The sequence below is a fragment of the Streptomyces hundungensis genome (assembly GCF_003627815.1).
GTDB lineage: Bacteria > Actinomycetota > Actinomycetes > Streptomycetales > Streptomycetaceae > Streptomyces > Streptomyces hundungensis_A.
On the sequence record NZ_CP032698.1, the window covers coordinates 2,324,126 to 2,343,165 of the forward strand.

At 65.9% G+C, this 19,040-nt stretch carries 21 protein-coding genes and 2 pseudogenes; 12 read left to right on the forward strand and 11 right to left on the reverse strand.

All coding sequences use genetic code 11. From position 1 onward, the window contains the following. Positions 1-26 precede the first annotated feature (26 nt). The 6 genes from DWB77_RS10270 to DWB77_RS10290 all read left to right on the forward strand — a co-directional run bounded on the left by DWB77_RS10270 (position 27) and on the right by DWB77_RS10290 (position 4,792). Entirely contained in the window at positions 27-674 is a 648-nt protein-coding gene (locus DWB77_RS10270; protein WP_120720961.1) for an amino acid ABC transporter permease, read from the forward strand. Next, positions 671-1,585 (forward strand): amino acid ABC transporter permease, encoded by a 915-nt coding sequence (locus DWB77_RS10275; RefSeq protein ID WP_120720962.1) that lies wholly within the window; start codon positions 671-673, stop codon positions 1,583-1,585. The genes DWB77_RS10270 and DWB77_RS10275 overlap by 4 nt, the downstream gene beginning before the upstream one ends. A 143-nt stretch (positions 1,586-1,728) precedes the next feature. Further along, the gene (locus DWB77_RS10280; RefSeq protein WP_120720963.1) at positions 1,729-3,405 is read left to right on the forward strand and encodes an FAD-dependent monooxygenase; all 1,677 of its coding nucleotides are present in this window, start codon (positions 1,729-1,731) and stop codon (positions 3,403-3,405) included. Positions 3,406-3,656: 251 nt separating this feature from the next. Continuing rightward, complete coding sequence (locus DWB77_RS39450; protein ID WP_309544753.1) at positions 3,657-3,728, forward strand: putative leader peptide; 72 nt, start codon at positions 3,657-3,659, stop codon at positions 3,726-3,728. A 90-nt stretch (positions 3,729-3,818) separates the two neighbouring features. Then, a complete protein-coding gene (locus DWB77_RS10285; protein ID WP_120720964.1) occupies positions 3,819-4,388 on the forward strand; it encodes a cysteine dioxygenase in 570 nt (189 codons plus the stop codon). After that, positions 4,385-4,792, forward strand: coding sequence for a rhodanese-like domain-containing protein (locus DWB77_RS10290; protein ID WP_246033489.1), 408 nt, complete (start codon positions 4,385-4,387; stop codon positions 4,790-4,792). Before DWB77_RS10285 ends, DWB77_RS10290 begins: the two co-directional genes overlap by 4 nt. A 474-nt stretch (positions 4,793-5,266) precedes the next feature. On the opposite strand, the pseudogene recX reads toward DWB77_RS10290, so the two are convergent. The 3 genes and pseudogenes from recX to DWB77_RS10305 all read right to left on the reverse strand — a co-directional run. Then, positions 5,267-5,977: pseudogene (recX, locus tag DWB77_RS10295) on the reverse strand (recombination regulator RecX); the annotation flags it as partial. Further along, a complete protein-coding gene (recA, locus tag DWB77_RS10300) occupies positions 5,893-7,017 on the reverse strand; it encodes a recombinase RecA (RefSeq protein ID WP_120720965.1) in 1,125 nt (374 codons plus the stop codon). The gene recA and the pseudogene recX, both read right to left, overlap by 85 nt. Before the next feature lie 300 nt (positions 7,018-7,317). Beyond that, positions 7,318-7,572, reverse strand: a pseudogene (locus DWB77_RS10305) (AI-2E family transporter); the annotation flags it as partial. 30 nt (positions 7,573-7,602) lie between these two features. Here DWB77_RS10305 and DWB77_RS10310 point away from each other — a divergent pair. Beyond that, complete coding sequence (locus tag DWB77_RS10310) at positions 7,603-9,231, forward strand: recombinase family protein (protein WP_120720966.1); 1,629 nt, start codon at positions 7,603-7,605, stop codon at positions 9,229-9,231. 367 nt (positions 9,232-9,598) lie between these two features. Beyond that, complete coding sequence (locus DWB77_RS10315) at positions 9,599-10,612, forward strand: NAD-dependent epimerase/dehydratase family protein (protein WP_246033490.1); 1,014 nt, start codon at positions 9,599-9,601, stop codon at positions 10,610-10,612. On the opposite strand, the gene DWB77_RS10320 is transcribed toward DWB77_RS10315, so the two are convergent. Further along, positions 10,609-11,961 carry a DNA-binding protein gene (locus DWB77_RS10320; protein ID WP_162952491.1) on the reverse strand — a complete coding sequence of 451 codons (1,353 nt, stop codon included), beginning with the start codon at positions 11,959-11,961 and terminating at the stop codon, positions 10,609-10,611. The two genes, DWB77_RS10315 and DWB77_RS10320, sit on opposite strands and share 4 nt — an antisense overlap. A gap of 760 nt (positions 11,962-12,721) precedes the next feature. Between DWB77_RS10320 and DWB77_RS37695 the strand changes: the two genes are divergently transcribed. Continuing rightward, positions 12,722-12,877 carry a hypothetical protein gene (locus tag DWB77_RS37695; protein WP_162952492.1) on the forward strand — a complete coding sequence of 52 codons (156 nt, stop codon included), beginning with the start codon at positions 12,722-12,724 and terminating at the stop codon, positions 12,875-12,877. A 92-nt stretch (positions 12,878-12,969) separates the two neighbouring features. After that, positions 12,970-13,842, forward strand: a complete 873-nt coding sequence (locus DWB77_RS10330; protein WP_120720968.1) for an aKG-HExxH-type peptide beta-hydroxylase — start codon at positions 12,970-12,972, stop codon at positions 13,840-13,842. 1 nt (position 13,843) lies between these two features. On the opposite strand, the gene DWB77_RS10335 is transcribed toward DWB77_RS10330, so the two are convergent. Continuing rightward, positions 13,844-14,512 (reverse strand): pentapeptide repeat-containing protein, encoded by a 669-nt coding sequence (locus DWB77_RS10335; protein ID WP_120720969.1) that lies wholly within the window; start codon positions 14,510-14,512, stop codon positions 13,844-13,846. Positions 14,513-14,611: 99 nt separating this feature from the next. Here DWB77_RS10335 and DWB77_RS10340 point away from each other — a divergent pair, with 99 nt between their 5' ends. Then, a complete protein-coding gene (locus tag DWB77_RS10340; RefSeq protein ID WP_120720970.1) occupies positions 14,612-14,887 on the forward strand; it encodes a hypothetical protein in 276 nt (91 codons plus the stop codon). A gap of 254 nt (positions 14,888-15,141) precedes the next feature. After that, positions 15,142-15,543: a hypothetical protein gene (locus DWB77_RS10345; RefSeq protein WP_120720971.1), complete on the forward strand. Its 402-nt coding sequence runs from the start codon at positions 15,142-15,144 to the stop codon at positions 15,541-15,543. Between the two features lie 60 nt (positions 15,544-15,603). Here DWB77_RS10345 and DWB77_RS10350 read toward each other — a convergent pair whose 3' ends face one another. The 6 genes from DWB77_RS10350 to DWB77_RS37700 all read right to left on the reverse strand — a co-directional run bounded on the left by DWB77_RS10350 (position 15,604) and on the right by DWB77_RS37700 (position 19,012). Then, complete coding sequence (locus DWB77_RS10350) at positions 15,604-16,032, reverse strand: hypothetical protein (RefSeq protein ID WP_120720972.1); 429 nt, start codon at positions 16,030-16,032, stop codon at positions 15,604-15,606. 65 nt (positions 16,033-16,097) lie between these two features. Beyond that, entirely contained in the window at positions 16,098-16,487 is a 390-nt protein-coding gene (locus DWB77_RS39605) for a deaminase (RefSeq protein WP_120720973.1), read from the reverse strand. A 12-nt stretch (positions 16,488-16,499) separates the two neighbouring features. Further along, positions 16,500-16,694, reverse strand: a complete 195-nt coding sequence (locus DWB77_RS10360; RefSeq protein ID WP_120720974.1) for a hypothetical protein — start codon at positions 16,692-16,694, stop codon at positions 16,500-16,502. After that, positions 16,691-16,927, reverse strand: coding sequence for a hypothetical protein (locus tag DWB77_RS10365; protein ID WP_120720975.1), 237 nt, complete (start codon positions 16,925-16,927; stop codon positions 16,691-16,693). The genes DWB77_RS10360 and DWB77_RS10365 overlap by 4 nt, the downstream gene beginning before the upstream one ends. Beyond that, positions 16,924-18,747, reverse strand: coding sequence for a DNA polymerase (locus DWB77_RS10370; RefSeq protein WP_162952493.1), 1,824 nt, complete (start codon positions 18,745-18,747; stop codon positions 16,924-16,926). The genes DWB77_RS10365 and DWB77_RS10370 overlap by 4 nt, the downstream gene beginning before the upstream one ends. A 37-nt stretch (positions 18,748-18,784) precedes the next feature. After that, positions 18,785-19,012, reverse strand: coding sequence for a hypothetical protein (locus DWB77_RS37700; protein WP_162952494.1), 228 nt, complete (start codon positions 19,010-19,012; stop codon positions 18,785-18,787). Between the last annotated feature and the right edge of the window lie 28 nt (positions 19,013-19,040).

The window sequence follows — 19,040 nt, forward strand, 5'->3', positions numbered from 1 at the left end:
CCGCTGCCCGCCGACGCGGAGACCTCATGAACGTACTGCTCGACCATTTCGCGGAGTTCCGCGACGGCTTCATAGGCACTGTGGAGATCACCGCCGTCAGTTCGGTCATCGCCCTGGTCCTCGGACTGCTGCTCGCCGGTTTCCGGGTCTCCCCCGTGCCTCCGCTGCGCTTCTTCGGCACCGCCTGGGTGACGCTGCTGCGCAACACGCCGCTGACCCTGCTGTTCCTGGTCTTCTTCTTCGTCGTGCCGGAGATCCTCTTCCCCGGCATGAGCCCGTTCCTGCTGGGTTCGCTGGCGCTCGGCTTCTACACCGCGTCCTTCGTCTGCGAGGCCGTCCGGTCCGGCATCAGCACGGTGCCGCTGGGGCAGGCCGAGGCCGCCCGCTCGCTCGGCATGAGCTTCACGCAGACCCTGCGCATGATCGTGCTGCCGCAGGCCACCCGGACCGTCATCCCGCCGCTGAGCTCGATCTTCATCGCGCTCACCAAGAACTCGGCGATCGCCGGCGCCTTCAGCGTCACCGAACTGTTCGGCTGGCAGAAGCTGCTGAGTGACCAGGGGTACGACATCGTCCCCGTCTTCCTCTGGGTCGCGTTCGGCTATCTGATCATCACCTTCGCGATGAGCGGTCTCTTCCGCCTTCTTGAGCGCCGCATGGAGGTCGCCCGATGAGCGCCAGCGTTCTCTACGACGCCCCCGGCCCGAAGGCTGTCGTACGCAACCGGGTCTACGCCGTGGTCGGTTCCCTCGTGCTGCTCGCCCTGATCGCCCTCGCGATCGTCCGGCTCGCGGACAAGGGTCACCTCGACTACGCGATGTGGGACATCTTCAACTACTCGGGCATCCGGCAGAACATCGCGGACGCCGTGCTCGCCACCCTCAAGGCGTTCGGCCTCGCGGCGGTCGGCTCGCTGGTGCTGGGGGTGGTGCTCGCGGTGGCGCGGCTCTCCGACCACAAGCCGGTCCGCTGGGCGGCGACCGCCTTCATCGAGCTGTTCCGTTCCATCCCGCTGCTCATCACGATCTACGCGGTCTGGATCGGCTTCCTCACCGACTACTCGATGTGGGCGCTCGCGCTCGGCCTGTCGATCTACAACGGCTGTGTCCAGGCGGAGGTGCTCCGCGCCGGCATCAACGCGGTGCCCAGGGGCCAGCGTGAGGCGGCGTACGCCCTGGGGTTGAGCAAGACCCAGGTGATGGCGAGCGTGTTGATGCCGCAGGCCGTCCGGGCGATGCTGCCGACGATCATCAGTCAGCTCGTCGTCACCCTCAAGGACACGTCGCTCGGCTTCATCATCCTGTACCCGGAGCTGCTCCAGACGGCCCGTCTGATCGCGAGCAACACCCAGGTCAAGGGCGAATACCCGTATGTGTCGACCATTGTGGTCATCGGCAGCATCTATGTGGCGATGTGTCTGCTGCTCTCCGCCCTCGCCACCTGGATCGAGAAGCGCGGTCGCCGTGCGAAGACCGGGATCGCGATGGGGACGGCCGTCGCTCCGATCACGGCCGACGGGTCGGCCTCGGGCCTGGCCGTCACCGGCCTCGACGGTCCTGATGGGGCGTCCACCACGACGAACTGACGGCATATGAGGCAGTGGCGTTCGCGTCGCTGCCTCCGTCACTTGACGCAAGCACGCGCAGTGGGTTGCATACGTTCTGTGATCGTGCACCGGGTTCCCCGCGCCACCTGCCAGCTGTCCCGACGCGCCTCGGGGGCCACGCCGTGGACCCGGTGATCGTGGTCGGCGCCGGTCCGGTGGGGCTGACGCTGGCCCTGTCGCTGGCGTCCCAGGGCGTGCCCTCGGTCGTCCTCGACGAGGGGCCCGGCAAGGACGAGCCGCGTCCGGTGCGCACGGTGGTGCTGCGTCCGGACATCGCCGCGTTCGTGAGTGACCTCGGCTGTACGACCGTGCGCGACGAGGGCGCCCGCTGGGTCGGCTGGCGGTCCATGAGACGCGGCCGGCTGCTGCGTCGCGTCGAGTTCGGCGAGGGCGCGGAGGGTGGGCCCTCGCCGGTGCACCTGGCGCAGCACGCCCTGTCGCGCGGGCTGCGCGACGCGCTCGCCGCCTCCGGTCTCGTACGGATCGTCACGCACAGCCGCGTCGACACCCTGGAGCAGGACGCCAAGGGGGTCTCCCTGCACACCTCGGGGCCCGGTGGGACCTGGTGGCGGGGCAGTTACGCGGTGGGCTGCGACGGCGCGCGCTCCACCGTGCGCAAGCTCCTGGATGTCCGTTTCACCGGCCGTACGGCGGTGGAGCGCCAGGCGGTGGTGGCTCTGCGGGCCGAACTCCCCTGGCCGGGCGAGGCGTTGCTGCATCGGCTTCCGCCGTGGCGGGCCGGTGGCGACGAGGTGACCGCGCGTCCGCTGCGGGACGGCGTCTGGCGTCTGGACTGGCTGCTTCCGCCGCGCGCCGACCTGGTGACGCCGGATGCCCTGGTGGGGCGTATCCGGGACACCCTGGCCGGTTGGTGCGGTGGGACGCCGCCCTATGAGCTCCTCGACACCGGTGTGCACACCGTGCACCACCGGCTGGCCCGGCGCTGGCGGGTGCGGCGTGCTTTCCTCGCCGGAGACGCCGCGCATCTGCTGGGCGCGCTGGGTACCCAGGCCCTGGACGAGGGCGTGAGGGACGCTCAGAACCTGTCCTGGAAGCTGGCCCGGGCCTGGCACCACGGTGGGTGCGAGGTGCTCCTGGACAGCTATCAGACGGAGCGGCGCTCGGCGGTCGCGGCCCGGTTGCGGGCGGCCGACCAGTCGTTGCCGATCCTGCGGGGCGGGGCGGGGTTGCGGGGTTGGGTTCCGGGCGCCGCGCGCGGCCATGACGCCCTCGTGACCGATGGCCACCTGGGTCGCGGCCCCCTCGGCGCGCCCCCGGCCTACCCGCACTCGCCGCTGGCGCCCGAGCCTGCCGCCTCCCACATTCCGGTGGGTACGGAGCCGGGCGCACCGGTCTGCGATGTCCCCGTCACGGCTCCCGACGGCTCGGTCGTGGCCCTGCGGAGTCGTCTGGGCAGGGGCAGCCTGCTGGTCGTCCTGGTCGCTCCGGGCACGGGGGTGTGGGATCGGCGGCACTGGCTGACGGCCGGGGTCATGCCGAGCCTGGACGCCGCGGTGAGCGCCCTTCCGCTGGACGGCGAGCTCTTGGTCGCCGAGGCGTACCCGGGCGCCCCCGCGCACGCCGTGCTCCTCGTGCGCCCCGACGGCCATCTGGTCGCGGCGTTCAACGGCGTCCACCCCACGGACATGTACGCCGCGGCCGAGTCGGTACGGGGAGGGACGAGCGGGAGCGGGGCCGGTGGTGAGGCGGGTGCCGGGAGGGGCGGGGATGTGGACGGTGGGGCTGGTGTCGAGGGTGGGGTTGTGGGGGCGGAGGGGCGGACGGCTGACGTCAAGTGACGGTAGGGATGGTTGGCAGGCCGACTGTCGATTGCTGATCGCTGACTGCTGACTGCTGACTGCTGATGTTTGATAACTGTCAGCTGTCAGCCGTCAGCTGAGGACCCGCCTCGGGAGGTGGCCGTCCGCCGCCGCCGTCATCCGCTGACACCATCCGGCATCCGGCATCCGCCATCCGTGGTCCGTCATCCGAACTTCGATTGACCGACACAGGTGCGCATGGTCTACTCCGGAACGTGACCGACACCGATGTGCGCCTGTGGCGGAGGGTCCATATGGACCTCGTCCGCTATGCGGGCTGCGTGTGTCGCCCGTCCTGCTGATTCGCCTTTCCCTTCGCGCCGTGCCGCCGCGCCCTTGTGTCGCCGTCGGTCGTACGCGCGCATTCGCGAACTCCCTCAGGATGGTCTGCCGTGTCGCTCTCCGCAAGCACTTCTGTCCCTTCGCCCGTACCCGATCACACCTCAACCTCCGCCCAGGGGCCCGATGTTGGGCCAACCCAGGCGGAGCTGCTCGACTTCGCCCGCCGTATCGCCGGGGACAGCGCGCTGGTCGCCTCGTTGCCGCTGGATGAGCAGGGGCGTACCTGGATGCGGCTCGACGGCCCGGCCGGCAGTGAGGCGTGGCTGATCGGGTGGCCGCCGGGCACCGGTACGGGCTGGCACGACCACGGTGGCTCGCACGGCGCGTTCGCCACGGCGGCCGGCGCGCTGCGGGAGGATTCGCTCGCGGCGCGGTTGCCCACTGAGGGCTGGAAGACCTTGGAACTCGCCGAAGGGGTCGACCGTTCACGGCAGTTGGGGCCCGGGGGCGGTCGCGCGTTCGGGCCGCATCATGTGCACGAGGTGAGGAACGAGTCGGAGACCGAGCACGCGATCTCGGTGCATGCCTATTGGCCGCCGCTTCCGCTCATCCGGCGTTACAGCCGGACGGGTGCGGTGCTCCGTGTCGAGCAGGTCGAGCGTCCGGAGGACTGGCAGTGAGCGCGGATCGTGGCGAGCCGGTGGGGATCGACGCGCTCCTCGACCGGGTCAGGGCCGACCTGGACCGGGTGACCGCGAAGGAGGCGTTCGCCGAGGCGTCCGAGGGGGCGCTGCTGGTGGACATCCGGTATGCCGCGCTGCGCGAGCGGGACGGTCTGATCCCGGGCGCTCTGGTCGTCGAGCGCAATGAACTGGAGTGGCGGCTCGATCCGTTGGGCAGTCACCGCGCCGCCGAGGCGACCGGCCATGACTTGCGGGTGGTGGTGCTCTGCAACGAGGGCTATGCGTCGTCGCTCGCGGCGGTGTCCCTGCGGCAGTTGGGGCTGTACCGGGCGACGGATCTGGTCGGCGGTTTCCAGGCGTGGCGCGCGGAAGGGCTTCCGGTCTCGCCCCCTGCGGAGTGACCGGCGGCCGTCGGCTGTCGTCCCCGGACGCGGCAGTCTGCCCAGGACGCGGCTGACGGCCGGGGACGCGGCTGGCCCCGTGGCGGGCCGGCGCCCGGCGGGCCTGCCCGTGCGCAAGGGGAAGTCCCGCCCCTGGCCCGGGAGGCCCCGAAGTGGTGAGCCGTACGCGCGTCGGTCGAGCCGCCCAGCCCCCGGCCCGACCGGGCCCGCTATGACTGCTCGGCCGGCCCCGGTCCTGATTGGGCTGGCCAGTACCGGGCCCGGGCCGGCCCGCTATGGCTGCTCGGCAGGCTCAGGCCCGCTTCCGCAGCCCGGTCCGGCTCGGCTCGGCCAGCTTCCGCTGCCCAGCCCCCATCGACCGGGCCCGCTATGACCGCTCGGCCCACCCCCGCCCTGGCCAGGCTGGCCAGTCCCCGGCCCGGCCCGACCCGGCCCGACCCGGCTAGGTTCGGCCCGGCTGGGCCCGCGTACGGCTCACATCTCGTACAGATCCTCCGCGTTCTCGCCCTCCCGCTCCAATGCCTGCCGGACGACCCTCAGGGACATGCCCTCGGGGTAGCCCTTGCGGGCGAGCATGCCGGCGAGGCGGCGGATCCGGCGGTCGCGGTCGAGGCCGCGGGTGGAGCGGAGTTTGCGGGCCACCAGTTCGCGCGCGGTCTCCTCCTCCCGGTCGGAGTCGAGTTGGCCGACGGCCTCGTCGATGACCGTGGAGTCCACGCCCTTGGTGCGCAGTTCGCGGGCCAGGGCGCGGCGGGCCAGTCCGCGTCCGTGGTGGCGGGATTCCACCCAGGCGTCGGCGAATGCCGCGTCGTTGATCAGGCCGACTTCCTCGAAGCGGGACAGGACCTCATCAGAGACCTCGTCGGGGATTTCCCGCTTCTTCAGGGCGTCGGCGAGTTGTTTACGGGTTCGCGGGGTCCCGGTGAGCAGGCGCAGGCAGATGGCCCGCGCCCGCTCAGCCGGGTCCTGCGGCGGCGGCTCCTTCTCGGCCCTCGACGAGTTGGTGCCGTCGCCCGTTCGGTCCGGGTCGGCCCGCCGGGAGCGGGCCCGGTGGGGGCTCGGCTCCTCGGGGTCGGCCCATTCGGCCCTGCGGGTCACCGCTAGCTCTTGGCGGCGGTGGCCTTGGCCGTCTTGGCCTTGGTGGCCGGGGCGGGCACCGCGGCCGTGTCGGTCGCGGGGGTCGTCTCGCCCGCCGCGTCCTTGGCGGGCTCGGCGGCCGGGGCTTCGGGACGGACTCCGACGCCCAGCTTTTCGAGGATCTTCTTCTCGATCTCGTTGGCGAGGTCGGGGTTGTCCTTGAGGAAGTTGCGGGCGTTCTCCTTGCCCTGGCCGAGCTGGTCGCCTTCGTAGGTGTACCAGGCGCCGGCCTTGCGGACGAAGCCGTGCTCGACGCCCATGTCGATCAGGCCGCCCTCGCGGCTGATGCCCTGGCCGTAGAGGATGTCGAACTCGGCCTGCTTGAAGGGCGGCGCGACCTTGTTCTTGACGACCTTGACGCGGGTGCGGTTGCCGACCGCGTCGGTGCCGTCCTTGAGGGTTTCGATGCGGCGGATGTCGAGGCGTACGGAGGCGTAGAACTTCAGCGCCCGGCCACCGGTGGTGGTCTCGGGGGAGCCGAACATCACGCCGATCTTCTCGCGGAGCTGGTTGATGAAGATCGCGGTGGTCTTGGACTGGTTGAGTGCGCTGGTGATCTTCCGGAGTGCCTGGCTCATCAGACGGGCCTGGAGGCCGACGTGCGAGTCACCCATCTCGCCTTCGATTTCCGCGCGCGGCACCAGGGCCGCCACGGAGTCGATGACGATCAGGTCGAGGGCGCCGGAGCGGACCAGCATGTCGACGATTTCGAGGGCCTGCTCGCCGTTGTCGGGCTGCGACAGGATGAGGTTGTCGATGTCGACGCCGAGCTTCTTGGCGTACTCGGGGTCGAGGGCGTGCTCGGCGTCGATGAAGGCCACCGAGCCGCCGAGCTTCTGCGCGTTCGCCACCGCGTGCAGGGTCAGGGTCGTCTTGCCGGAGGACTCCGGGCCGTAGACCTCCACCACACGGCCGCGCGGCAGGCCGCCGACGCCGAGCGCCACGTCGAGCGCGGTCGACCCGGTGGGGATGACCTCGATGGGCTCGTTCGGCCGCTCGCCCAGGCGCATCACCGCGCCCTTCCCGAATTGCCGTTCAATCTGTGCGAGCGCGGCGTCGAGCGCCTTCTCGCGGTCAGTACCTGCCATGGGTTCCACCCGATTTGCTTGAGTCGATCGCTTCACGTGAAAGACGCTATCCCCTGCCACTGACAATGGGCTCCGGCGTCCTTCCAGCCTGTGGATAACTCCACCGGAAACGCGGTGGAACCCTTGGGAACACAGGGCCGGAGTCCCATCAGAATGGATGTTCGATTTTGGTGTCAAGCGCACCACGCGGAGCGGAGTACCCCGTTCCCTCTCCTCCATCCTCCGCGACAAAGGGAACATTTCGGTCGGCCGCGGTGTCCGCCCCGCCCCGGGATGCCGGGCGGCGGCCCCGGGAGGTGGTCAGGCGGTGTCGGTGGCGTCTTGGCCGCGCGGCTGATGCCTGCCGTGCATCCTCGGGTCGTCCGTCACGTCGTACCGCTTCACATAGGCGCCGAGGAACGCCTGGAGGGTGGCGACGGCCGGGATGGCGATGAGGGCGCCGACCGCGCCCATGAGGGCGGTGCCGGCGATCACCGAGCCGAAGGCGACGGCCGGGTGGATGTCCACGGTCTTCGCGGTGAGCTTGGGCTGGAGCATGTAGTTCTCGAACTGCTGCGAAAGTGAAAGGCTGATACACATACCGACATGCCGAGCGACACAGACATAACACTTGAACCAGACAGGTCCTCATGGAGCCCGCAGGAGCTTGCGGAGCTGGACCGCTGGCGCGACATGCAGCGGGGGCTGCCGAGCGACGCCCCCCGGGGGCTGCTCTCCGTCCGGCTGTCGGTCTTCACGGACGAGACAACCTCTCCCGTCCGCCAAGAGCTGGACCTCTGGGCCCTGGCCACGCAGAAGGGCGTGAGGGTCGTAGGCGTCGCCTCCGACCTCAACCAGTCGGCCACGAAGATCCCGCCATGGAAGCGGAAGGCCCTTGGGCACTGGCTTCACGAGAGGGCCCCGGAGTTTGACGTCCTCCTCTTCTGGAAGCTCGATCGATTCATTCGGCAGATCTACGACCTGCACTTGATGATCGAGTGGTGCCAGGAGTTCGGCAAGAACATGATCTCGAAGATCGAGGAGTTGGACATCAAGTCCACCTTCGGTCAGATGATGGTCACGATGATCGCCGGAATGGCGAGGATCGAAGCCGAGAACATGGGCATCCGCCTCACTTCTCTCTGGCAGTACGCCCGTACCACCTCACGATGGGTGGTGGGTCAGCCGGTATTCGGATACCACACCGTTAAGGACCCGAAGACCAAGGAAACCTCCCTGGCCGTCACTCCAGAGCGGGCAGTGATGCTTAGGTGGGCCCGACTCATGCGCGTCAAGCGGAAGCGGTCCTACGGGTTTATTTGCAGGGTATTGAACCGCGCTGGCTTCAGGACTGCACAGGGGAAGCTGTGGAGGGTCACAGGCCTGATCCGGATCATGAGGAATCCCGCACTCATGGGAGTCAGGATCATCTCCGACGGAAAGCCTGGAAGGTACAACCCTCCCCGGATCTTCTACGGGGCGGATGGCAACCCCGTGCGAGTGGCGGAGCCAATCTACACAGAGCTGGAGTTCGCCGAACTCGTTGAGTTCGACATGTCCAAGCAGCAGGTGCATCCGCCGAAGCAGAAGAAGGCTACGAGCTTCCTGGACGTAATCAAGTGCGGTTACTGCCTGGGCAACATGATCTACCAGGCCAACAAGAAGAAGGACAAGAAGGGAAACATCACCAAGATCCTGGAGTACATCCGCTGCTTCTCCACAGTCAGCAAACCATGTGATCACAGGCCATCCGGCAAGCCAGCTGAGGTCTACGGATCGCTGGTCCAAGCCGTCTTGGATGAGATTGGCGACTACGAGGTGGTTGAGCGGGTCTACCACAAGGGAGAGGAGACAGCTAAGCGCCGAAAGGAGCTGGAGCAGTCCATCCAGTTCTACGTAGCCGGCCTCGCGCCGGGCGGACAGTTCTCGGTAGGCGGGTTCCTCCAGAAGACAGCCGAGGATGCACTACAGAAGCACAATGCAGAGCTGAGCGGGCTGCCGGAGGAGGCGTCTACGGATCATTGGCAGTACAAGCAGCTTGAGGGTACTTACCGTCAGCGCTGGCTCATGGGCGACACAGAGCAGATGGAGGAAGACCTCCTGCGGGGTGGCATCAAGTTCCTGGTCTACGACGACCACGCCAAGCTGGTGGTTCCCGAGGACGTAAAGAAGAGGCTGGTCCTGCGGGACAACTACTTCTCCGAAGGGCGGCTTCGAAGCAAGGTGACCGTGTAAACAAGCAAGACTGCCCCCTCCAGTCCATGCTGGAGGGGGCTTCTTCGTGGCCTCATTCAGACTCGCCGGGGGCCGCCAGAGGGCCGTACACCTTGTCCCGGACGACGGTCTCGTTGCCCTCAGAGTCCACGCGGACAGTGATCACGCGCACGACGCCCCCTAGTGTCACATTCCAACTTGTAGTGAACGCAAAGACCCCCTCACCAGAGGGGGCCCTCTTTACGACACCAACCGTAGCACGAATGTCACATCCCAACTTGCTCGGCATGAACCATCCCTCCCGGAGCTGGCAGGTGGACAGTTAGTTCACGCAACCACCCCACCTGGGGCTGGTACCACCGCTTCCGAGCGGGCAAGATCAGTCACCATGACGACTTCCGTTCTGGTCATGGGTGGCTCTCACTTCCTCGGACGCGCCGTAGCGGTTGAGGCTCTACGGCGCGGCTGGTCCGTAACCGTCTTCAACCGGGGCAAGACTGGAAGGAACCCCGAAGGAGTGCACGCCATCCAGGGCGACCGCACCAACCGGAAGGACTTGGAGCACCTGGCCGGCGTCGGCCCTTGGGACGCGATTATCGACACCTCTGGGATGTCCGCCGACGTAGTAGACCTCGCGACCCAAGCCTTGGCCGAGGCGGCGAGCAGGTACGTCTACGTGTCCACAGTGTCGGTCTATGCGGGATGGCCGCTTCTCCCGCTCACTGAGGATCTGCCAACTCTCGCGGAGGCCGATCCGGTATCGGGCATGCCGGACGACGTGAACGTGTCGTACGGGGTAGACAAAGCCGATGCGGAGAAGTCTGCGCAGACGAACCTGGGACGCAAGCTGACCATTCTGCGCCCTGGCGTCATCTTGGGCCCGGAGGAGTACGTGGGTCGGCTGCCCTGGTGGTTGAACCGAATCGAGCGTGGTGGCCGTGTCCTGGCTCCCGGCAACCCGGCTCAGACCATCGCACCTGTTGACGCCCGCGATGTTGCCACTTTCGCATGCGGTCGAGTGGAGGCCGGCCGCGGAGCCGAAGTCTTCAACCTGACCGCCCCGAAAAACCACGCGACGATGGGGAGCTTCCTCCGGGCCTGCATCGAGGTAATCGGAGCAGAAGCGACCTTGGAGTGGGTGGACGAAGACTGGCTTCTCGACCAAGGGGTGAAGCAGTGGACCGAACTGCCGCTCTGGAGGACGTACCCGGGAACGTGGACCGTCTCTGGCGTGCGCGCCCAGGAGGCCGGTCTTAGGTGTCGGCCTCTGTCGGAAACCGTCGCTGATACCTGGGCATGGCTGTCATCTGGAGAGACCGCCGTGGAGAACGAGAGGGCAGCCCACATCGGGCTCTCGGAGGAGAAGGAAGCCACCCTGCTCACTGCCTGGGACGCTCGCTAGCTTCCGAGCTGGTAGCGCGGGGCTCCAGGCAGGGTAGACCTGGCGGAGTCCCGCCTGAAGCCTTCGATGTGGTGTCCCAGCTCAACGGCCTCGTTGTGCCTGTGGAGCGCCGGAACGGTGAGCTGGCTCCGGACACCTTGGAGGCGCGCCAGAAGCCCGTCCACCCGCTGCTCGGGCGGGAGGTCGAACACCGGCTGCAAGGTCGCGACGGCCGACGCCAGGTCGGTATTGAGGAGTTGCGCGAGTGCGAGGTCCACGGTGGCCTCCATCTCGACCTTCACGGATCGCTGACTGGCAGTCCGCATCTGAATGAGGTCAAGCGCGCGGGTGGATGCCTCGACGGCGCTCGCACCGTCTTGGATCAGTAGCCATGAACTCCCGGCCGACATGGCTGCTCGCTCCGACGAGAACCCAAATTCGCCGCCCATGTCGTCATGATGATCATCGCGGATGTCCGGGTCCGCCTGCTCAGCCGCTTCGAGTTCGTACCGAACGCGACCCGGGTCTCCCAGGTGCGCGTACGTCCGTGCCGCGATGCTGTGAAGCCGACGCTTGGCGGTACCAGACCTAGCCAGCCCCTGCGCTGCCTGAACGTGCTCCAGGGCCTCCGCAGGCCGACCGTCCCAGTAGGCCAGGAGGGCCAGGTTCCCGCCGCACCAGGCGATCAGCGGGGCATGGTCGATGGGCCTCACGTATGTGAGGGCCGCCATAGTCAGGGTCTCGGCGGCGTCCTGGGAGCCAAGATCGAAGGCGGCAGATGCGAGAAGCGCGCACGCCTGTCCGGCGAGGAGATAGAGCTCGGAGGATTGGGTCGGACGGTGGGTGAGGGCCATGCGCCGTTCAATCGTGTCCCGGATCGTCCTGGCCTTGACGAAGATCTCAGCGGCCGGCTTCTGGTGGTAGCTGCGAGCCAGGCCCCGGAGCTGGGTGCGAAGAAGTTGGATGGCCTCGGGGGTCAGGGACAAGGAGGCGGCGTCGCCAGCGTGCGAGGCGGCGTCGTGTGCAGTCATGAGGAGGTCTTCTTCCGTTATGTGCGGGTGCTGCACTACCGAGAGAGATGACGCGGGTTCCATCTGTCGCGTACCCACGGGTGCCATCAGCAGCTCGACCGGTTGACGGAAGAGTTCTTCCAGGATCAGTCGGGCGTACGGCTGTGGGGCTGCCTTCGCTGCGAGCCATCGGGACCACTGTCTTGGGCCCACGGTCTCGCGGCTGAGCTTGGGGTCGTTGTTCCGGTGTCCCAGTCGGCGTGCTGTCTGCTCGTACTTCGGGAGGAACAAGGCGTAGGACTCGATGCCCGCTTCTCGTGCGAGCTTGCGCAGGAGCGTTGCCTGTTCTTCTTCCGACATGCCGGCTCTCCCGTGTCGTGTCGAGCTTCCCCTCTGAAGTATCACCAACTCCCCGGGGTCTGTTAGCGGTTTCGGCGTGAGACCGCAAGGTGTCGGCTCGAAGTCTTCGAGCGGACTTCTGCATCAATGACGGTCCCTCAGATGACTGCTGAAAGTCGTGGAGAAGTCCCTAGATCGCTCCGATGCTTTACGTCACGCCAACAACGGCGGGTGACGACGGAGGTGCAGACGGTGGTGAAGCTCATCAGCTCCTGTACGGACGAAGCCTCGGAGAGGGCGCCCGCCAATGACCCCCCGCCGCAGCCCCGTTGTATGCCTTGCTTGGCCAAGTCCGAGGCTCGTGAGGACGCCTACGCGGCTGGCGACTTGCGGACGGTGGGCGAGTGCAACCGAGAGATTCTGCGTCACCCCCACTTGAACCGCCCGGTCAGATCGGGGTGGACCTCGTGATGACCATCCGTATCTCGCGGGACAACGGCCAAACCTTCGGCGGGCAGGTCGTGTATCGCGTGAATGAGGAAAAGCCGCGAGAGCCCGAGGCGACCCATATCTGGCCTCCCTGCCAGTGCCACCGCTGCAAGCAGCGGCGCTCGGCGTGAGGTGGCGCCGGCCGTCCCTCGGTGACCTAGCCCTCGGGTGCGTCTGGGCGAGCGTTGTCGCCCTGTGCGTCAGTCGGATTGCCTCCGGCTGACCCAAAGTCCCCCGCTCCTCACGGGGCGGGTTGCAAGTGCCATCACGTTCATCCGACGAAGGAGAAGTTATGCCCGTCAAGATCGAGCGCAACACCGACCAGTTCACCGGTCTGCTCGCCAGCGTCAAGGACGACCCTGAGCAGGTCACGGCCGGCATCAAGGCGCGGGTCTCCGCGGCTCAGGCCGATGAGCACGTCGTGATGATGGGCGGCTGGACCAACTAGTCCTCGCCTCGCACCACTTGCACAGAGCGCCCGGAGCGAGGTCGGTCCCGCTCCGGGCGCGCATCCCGTCCCCCTGGCAGAAGGACACGGCCATGCACATGCTGAACGTCGGGCACTTGGTGGAGACTCTGGCCCGGTTCACCTACGCGATCAACGACGAGCACCCGGAGACGTACGAGGAGCTGCGTCCGGGGTACGTCAAGGCGATCAACACCCTGCGCCCTGAAGGGCTCCCGGCCGAGTTGCAGGGCTTCAAGATCGGCTACGAGGACAGCCCGTGGGTCGATCACTGCAAGCGGCAGGAGATCTTCCTGCACATCGTCGGCCCCGCCTCCCCCTCTGATGGGCCGACCCGCGAGGAGTGGGACCGGCAGATCATCGAGGCCCTGGACCTGATCGAGGAGATCCACCCCGGCCTCCGTCAGATGGTGGACCTGTTGGTGACGGACATCATCGTCTTGAACTCGGGTGCGGACGGTGGCGGCTCCGCGAACCAGATGCCGGGCGTCGTGATGATGAGCCCTGGCTCCGCGTGGCTGACGCTCGACTACGCGATGTGCATCGTCCACGAGGGCCTGCACACGGGCCTGTTCGTCATGGACTCGGTGTACCCGATGTTCACGCTCTCCCCGGACGAGCTGTCGAAGGACGAGAACCGGGCACTGAGCGCGGTCAAGATCGGCGAGAAACGACCGCTGCACGCGGCCCTGCACGCGGCGGCCGTCGCCGTGCCGCTCATGTTCATGGAGCACAGTCAGGGCGAGACCGTACTGGTGGATCAGTACACGGACTCCCTGCGCGACGCCTGCGACGACATGCAGACCAAGCGGGACCTGTTCACTCCGTACGGGCGGTTGATCCTGGACGAGATGACGGACTGGGCCAAAGCCGACCCGATCAACTTCTTCCAGGTCGGCCAGGGCATCACGAGCGAGGAGTTCTCGGGCTATCGGCCCGCTGCCTGACCTACTCGAAGGCGAGTCCGGCCTCGCGTGCCAGGCTCAGGGCCAGCTCCATCGACCCTGGGCCTGCCACGGTGGTGCCCTTCAAGTAAGCCGCTCCACCAACATCGAGAAGCGTGCAGTTCTCGAATCGCATGGAGCCGACTTTGGCGTTTCCGAATTGCACACCAGTCATGTCGCAGTTAATGAACTTGACGTTGTGGAATTCGGTGAACTGAAAGTCTGCCCCGGAGAGCCGGCAGTCCTCGAATACCGTCGCGTAGATCTTCATGTGCCGGAACATGCCGGGGGTTGCTACGCACCCGGAGAACGTCACGTCTCGGAAAGTCCCGGACTTCCACGAGGACCCAGTGAGCCTGCTTCCGGTCACGGTGGAGCGGAGCAGGGAGACGTCCGCGGCAGTGACCTGAGAGAAGTCGCAGGTCACCAACTCACTGTCACTGAACTGGGTTTGGCGCAGGTTGGTGCCGGTGAACCGGACGTTGGCGAACTTGCACCCCTCGGCTTCGGCGGCCTCGACCTCCCGGCCGACGAAGGTCTGACCGTCGAAAGACAGGCCCTTGAGGATCGCATCGTCCTCCAACTCGGACTCGCCCGCCGGCCGCAACACCGAAGGAATACGAGGACGCTCCGGCGCCTTGATCTTTCCACCTTGACGGGCAATCTGAGGCATGGGAGATCTCCAATTCTTCGAGACGGTCCGGAGCCTCAGAGTCTAGCCACAAAACACCCCCCGATAAGAACTCTACCGCCCGCAAGGACCCAAGAATTCATGGCCAAAATTTCTAGCGACAAGCTCTACACCTTCGAGGAGACCGACCGCACGTACGCGCCCCCGTACACCAGAGCCCAGTTCGTGACTCCCAGCACCGTGCGGGTGGGTGACTACGTCTTCCTGGCTGGGGACTTCCGCCGGGTGGACGACATGCGATCACGAGGTGGCCTAGGCCGGGTTTTGATACTGCGTGGGTACGGCCCCTGGCCCATGCCAGCCGACTGCGAGGTCCACCGCCGGTTCGAGCCCAAGCGCGCGTGGGGACTTCGATGACACTCGCCTCAGCGAAGCCTCGCTTCGAGCAGAACCGGCTCACCGTCCCCTACATCTCTGCTTGGGAGCCAGAGGTGGTGGCCATGCCCCAACTCACCGCACGGGCGGACCTATACGGCCGCCGTCTGGCGTTCGTAGATGAAGGTCCCCTGGACCGAGATCAACATGGAACGCTCTGGAGACCCCAAGGCCTCGCCCGCGGACAAGGCAAGGCCATCTTCGAAGCCGTGCACTCGCTACGGCAGCGACGCTGCATGTTCGACCTGCTGTGTCAGGTCTGCGGGGGCAGCACGCTGGAAGAGGACTTCGACCGGCAGTTGTACGTGATGAACAGTGCCAACGGCGTACCCATTCAAGAGGGCGAGCGCACGATGGCGCCTCCCATCTGCACCGGATGCGCACCGGAAGCTGTCACGAGTTGCCCCCGTCTCTACAACCGATTCGTTGCCGCCTACGTAGAGCGCTCATACCCGTGGGGCGTCTACGGCGTGCTGTACGACCCCTTCACGCTGCTGCCCGCGTCCAACCAACCCGTGGAGGTGCCTTACGGCGATGTCCGGCTTCGCTGGATGGTGGCTCACCGCAAGGTGTCCACCCTGCACCGGGTCACGCCTGCGGACCTGGCCACCCTGACGGCCGCCGTCAACTCCCTCTGATAGGCCGCCGAACACCAGAAGGCCCCCTCCTTGGAGGGGGCCTTCTGGCTGCCAGGATCACTACTTCTTGTTGGCGTCTTCAAACTTCTTCAGGAAGTCGGTGGAGGCGTGCTCCTGGACATGCTTGCCCAGAGCCTCACCCTTCAGCTTCTTCTCGAACGCGGTGTTGACCCAGCCCGGGATGCGGCCCTGTGCTGAAAGGGGCAGAGACGGCTTGGTAAGGGTCGCGGCCCAGGCACGTACGTCGGCTGCGTCGGGCCCAGACGACACTGCCCCCCGCTTCCCCACGCTCGGCCTGACGGTGAAGGAGGGGCCGGCCGTCACAGCCGGCCCGATGCCGTACTCATCCAGAGCATCCTCAAGAGCCTTCTTGCTCTTGTTGTACGCATCTTCCAGCTTGGTAAGGTGCTTCACCTTCTCAAGGTCGTCCACCTCACCCTCGTAGGTGTCTCCCTCGACTGTGAGCCGTACAACCTGCACGATTTCCACGAGTGCTCCAAGCTACGGGGCGGGTTGCACCTAACATGTCACAACCCAACTGGAGCCCAGACTACCTACCGGAGACGAAGCGCGACAACCCGCCTTCGTTCCAGCCACACGATGCGGTGAATCCCGGCCGACTTGATGAGCTTCAAACAGTCTTTGCATGCCGATCGAGTGATGTAGATCGTGGATTTTTGGCACGACGCCCAATCTGCGTAAAGGAGCGCATTCGCCTCGGCATGTGTTTCAAGACAGTCCTCGTATGAGGTGCCGGAGGGGACTTCCGAGAGGCACCGCGGACACTCGCCAGCGCTGCACGACGGGCCTCCTGGATACGATCCGTTGTATCCCGTAGAAACGATTCGCCGGTCAGCGCCGACCACCACAGCTCCGACACGGCAGCGGCAACAATCGCCTCGTTCAGCGACAGCCACAGCGATTCCGAGGAAGTAAGTATCCAGTCTGGACGCCCATCAAGATCCTTCACTTGCCGCGGCCCCACGCTTTTCCTGGTCGTAGTCAGCGGAGTCGATCAGCATCTGGAGCGTGACCTCATTGTCCGAGCAGCAGGTGCAGCCGCCTTCAGCGACTGTTTCCCCGGAGGGGTCGTGAATGAGGGCGGTGTATCCGTACTCGTCGCCCTCCACGTAATAGTCCGCGTAGCTCATTCGCCGGCCTCCACAACTTCAGTTCCGGTCGGAATCATGATGATCTGCCACACGTCTGCGGCCATGGCTTCAGCCAAATCCTTCGGTACGCCCCACTCCTTGGCTTCCTTCACGACTAGGCCGCAAAGCCGGGCGGCCTTGAACGCACTGGAGGCCACGTGCTCCAAAGCCGCATTCTCCATCTCCCTGGCGAACTCGCCGATCAACTCCTCGAATCCGTCCTTCTCGCTCATGCTGCCTCCTTGTGAATTATGTTGCAGAGATCGCAGACCTGGCCATCGGCCGTATATCCGCAGCCCCAGCTCTTTCCGTAGACCGAAACATCCGTGTCGATGAGTACGCCCTGCATGACTTCCTTCATGATCTGAGCGGCCTTTGTCGTGGCATTGAGGGCGTGCTCCTCCGGGAACTGGAAGATCACCTCGTCATGCACGGGCAGAAGCATGAATTGCCCGTATCCGGCTTCCAGGAGTCGCAGAATGGCCCGGCCAGTCACATCCCGGCTTGCGCTTTGCACGGCATAGTTGAGGGCCGCGTATGGGCGCCGCTTGTCCACGTAGAGGCGTCGGCCCGTGTTCGTGGTGATGTAGCCCTTCCGGCGCGCTTCTCGCTGAAGGTCCTCGGAGTACTGCTCCACGCCGGGGAAGACCTTGAAGAACCCCTTGATGGCTCGCTCAGCGACTTCCCGAGTGACGCCGGCCTGGCTCATCAGGGCGGCCGGCCCGCCTCCGTACACCGTCAGGAAGTTGGTCATCTTCCCTGTTTTGCGGTCTACTTCGGCGGCGTCCGCGGTGATCTGGTGAAGGTCGGCTTCCTCGCGGAACGCCTTTTTCATTGCCTTGTCTCCCGACAGGGCGGCCAGGACCCGGAGTTCCTGGGCCTTGTAGTCCACGGCGCAGATGACCATGCCCGGATCGGCTATAAATCCGCGCCGGACCAACGAGTCTCCGGAGGGGAAGGTCTGCGCGGGTATAGCTCCGGAGATCGACATCCGAGCCGTCCTGGCGCCCATCGAGCGGATATCGGCGTGCAGCCGGTGTGCCCCGTCTCGGTTGGCTAGGGCGTTGTCGAACCAAGTGGCCTTGGCTTTGGCAGCCTTCTTGCCCCGGTAGATGGCTTCGCACAGCGGGTCATCTATGTGGGCCTTCAGTAGATGGTCGTCCACCTTGGGCTGACCTGTCGGAGTCGTCTCGGTGGGGATGACGCCTCGGCTGATGACTGCCGCCCCAACCTGCCGGGGGCTGTTGATGTTCTCCAGTCCGAGCTTCGCCGCGATGTCCTTGTAGTGGTGCTCCGTGGAGGCCAGCTCGGCTGCCCGGTCCTCGATGTATGGCACGTCGGCCTTGATGCCGCGACGCACCATGTAGGCGCAGGCGGCTGCCAGCTCGTGTTCGTAGCGCACGAGCTTGCGGGCCGTGGTCGGAATCTGGGGCTTGAGGAGCTTCACCAGGCGGAAGGCGAGGATCGGGTCCATACCGGCGTAGAGGTTGAACCCCTCATGCTCCAGCGGGATCACCGGCCATATGTCCGCCTTCTTGATGCCCAGCTCCTTGGCGATGACGGTCATGCTCGCCTTCACCTCATCGGCCACCGTCGCGGAGACGTAGTGGCGGGTGAGTTCTTCGAGCGAGTGGCCTACGCCACCGTCTTTCCGACCTCGACTGTCTACGAGGTGGGCGGTGATGCGGGAGTCCACGAGGCGAGGGAAGACAGACTCGGCCGGCACCCCCCAGACTCGATCCATGCAGAGGATGTCGTAGGTGCCGTTCTGCATGGCCAGCTTCTCGATCCAGCCAACGGCCTTGATGGCGTCTTCCTGGAAGAGGCCACCCCTCTCGGTGGGGAGGACGTAGCTCTCGTGCGCGTTGCCGAACTGGGCAAGGCGTATACGGAAACCGTCCTCCCACCAAGAGAGCCCGTCAGTCTCGGTGTCGAAACCCAGGGCTCGGCGGTTGTTGATCACGAAGTGTCGGAATTCTGGGAGGTCTTCTTCAGTCTCAACTACGTTGATGCGGACTTCGGAGCCGTTAATGGCGTAGTTGATGACCTTCATTCGATTCCTCCGTATGTCACATCCCAACTTGATGGGCTCAAAAAGGGGGCTTATCTGCTTGCGACGCCTCACGCTCTGCGGTGAGGGCGTCATACCTGGCTTCCAGTTCCGTGTACTCCTGGACGGCTATGTCCAACTCGGCTTCGAGGCCGTCGATGTACGTGTTGAGCCGGTTGTTGACTTTCTGGAAGTGTGCATTGGTTCGGTTTGCCATCTCAACTTCCAGGCGAAGCAGTCGGATTTGGTTCGCCTTCTTCCCAAGCATCAGTAAGTCCCTTCCAGGATCGAGGGGA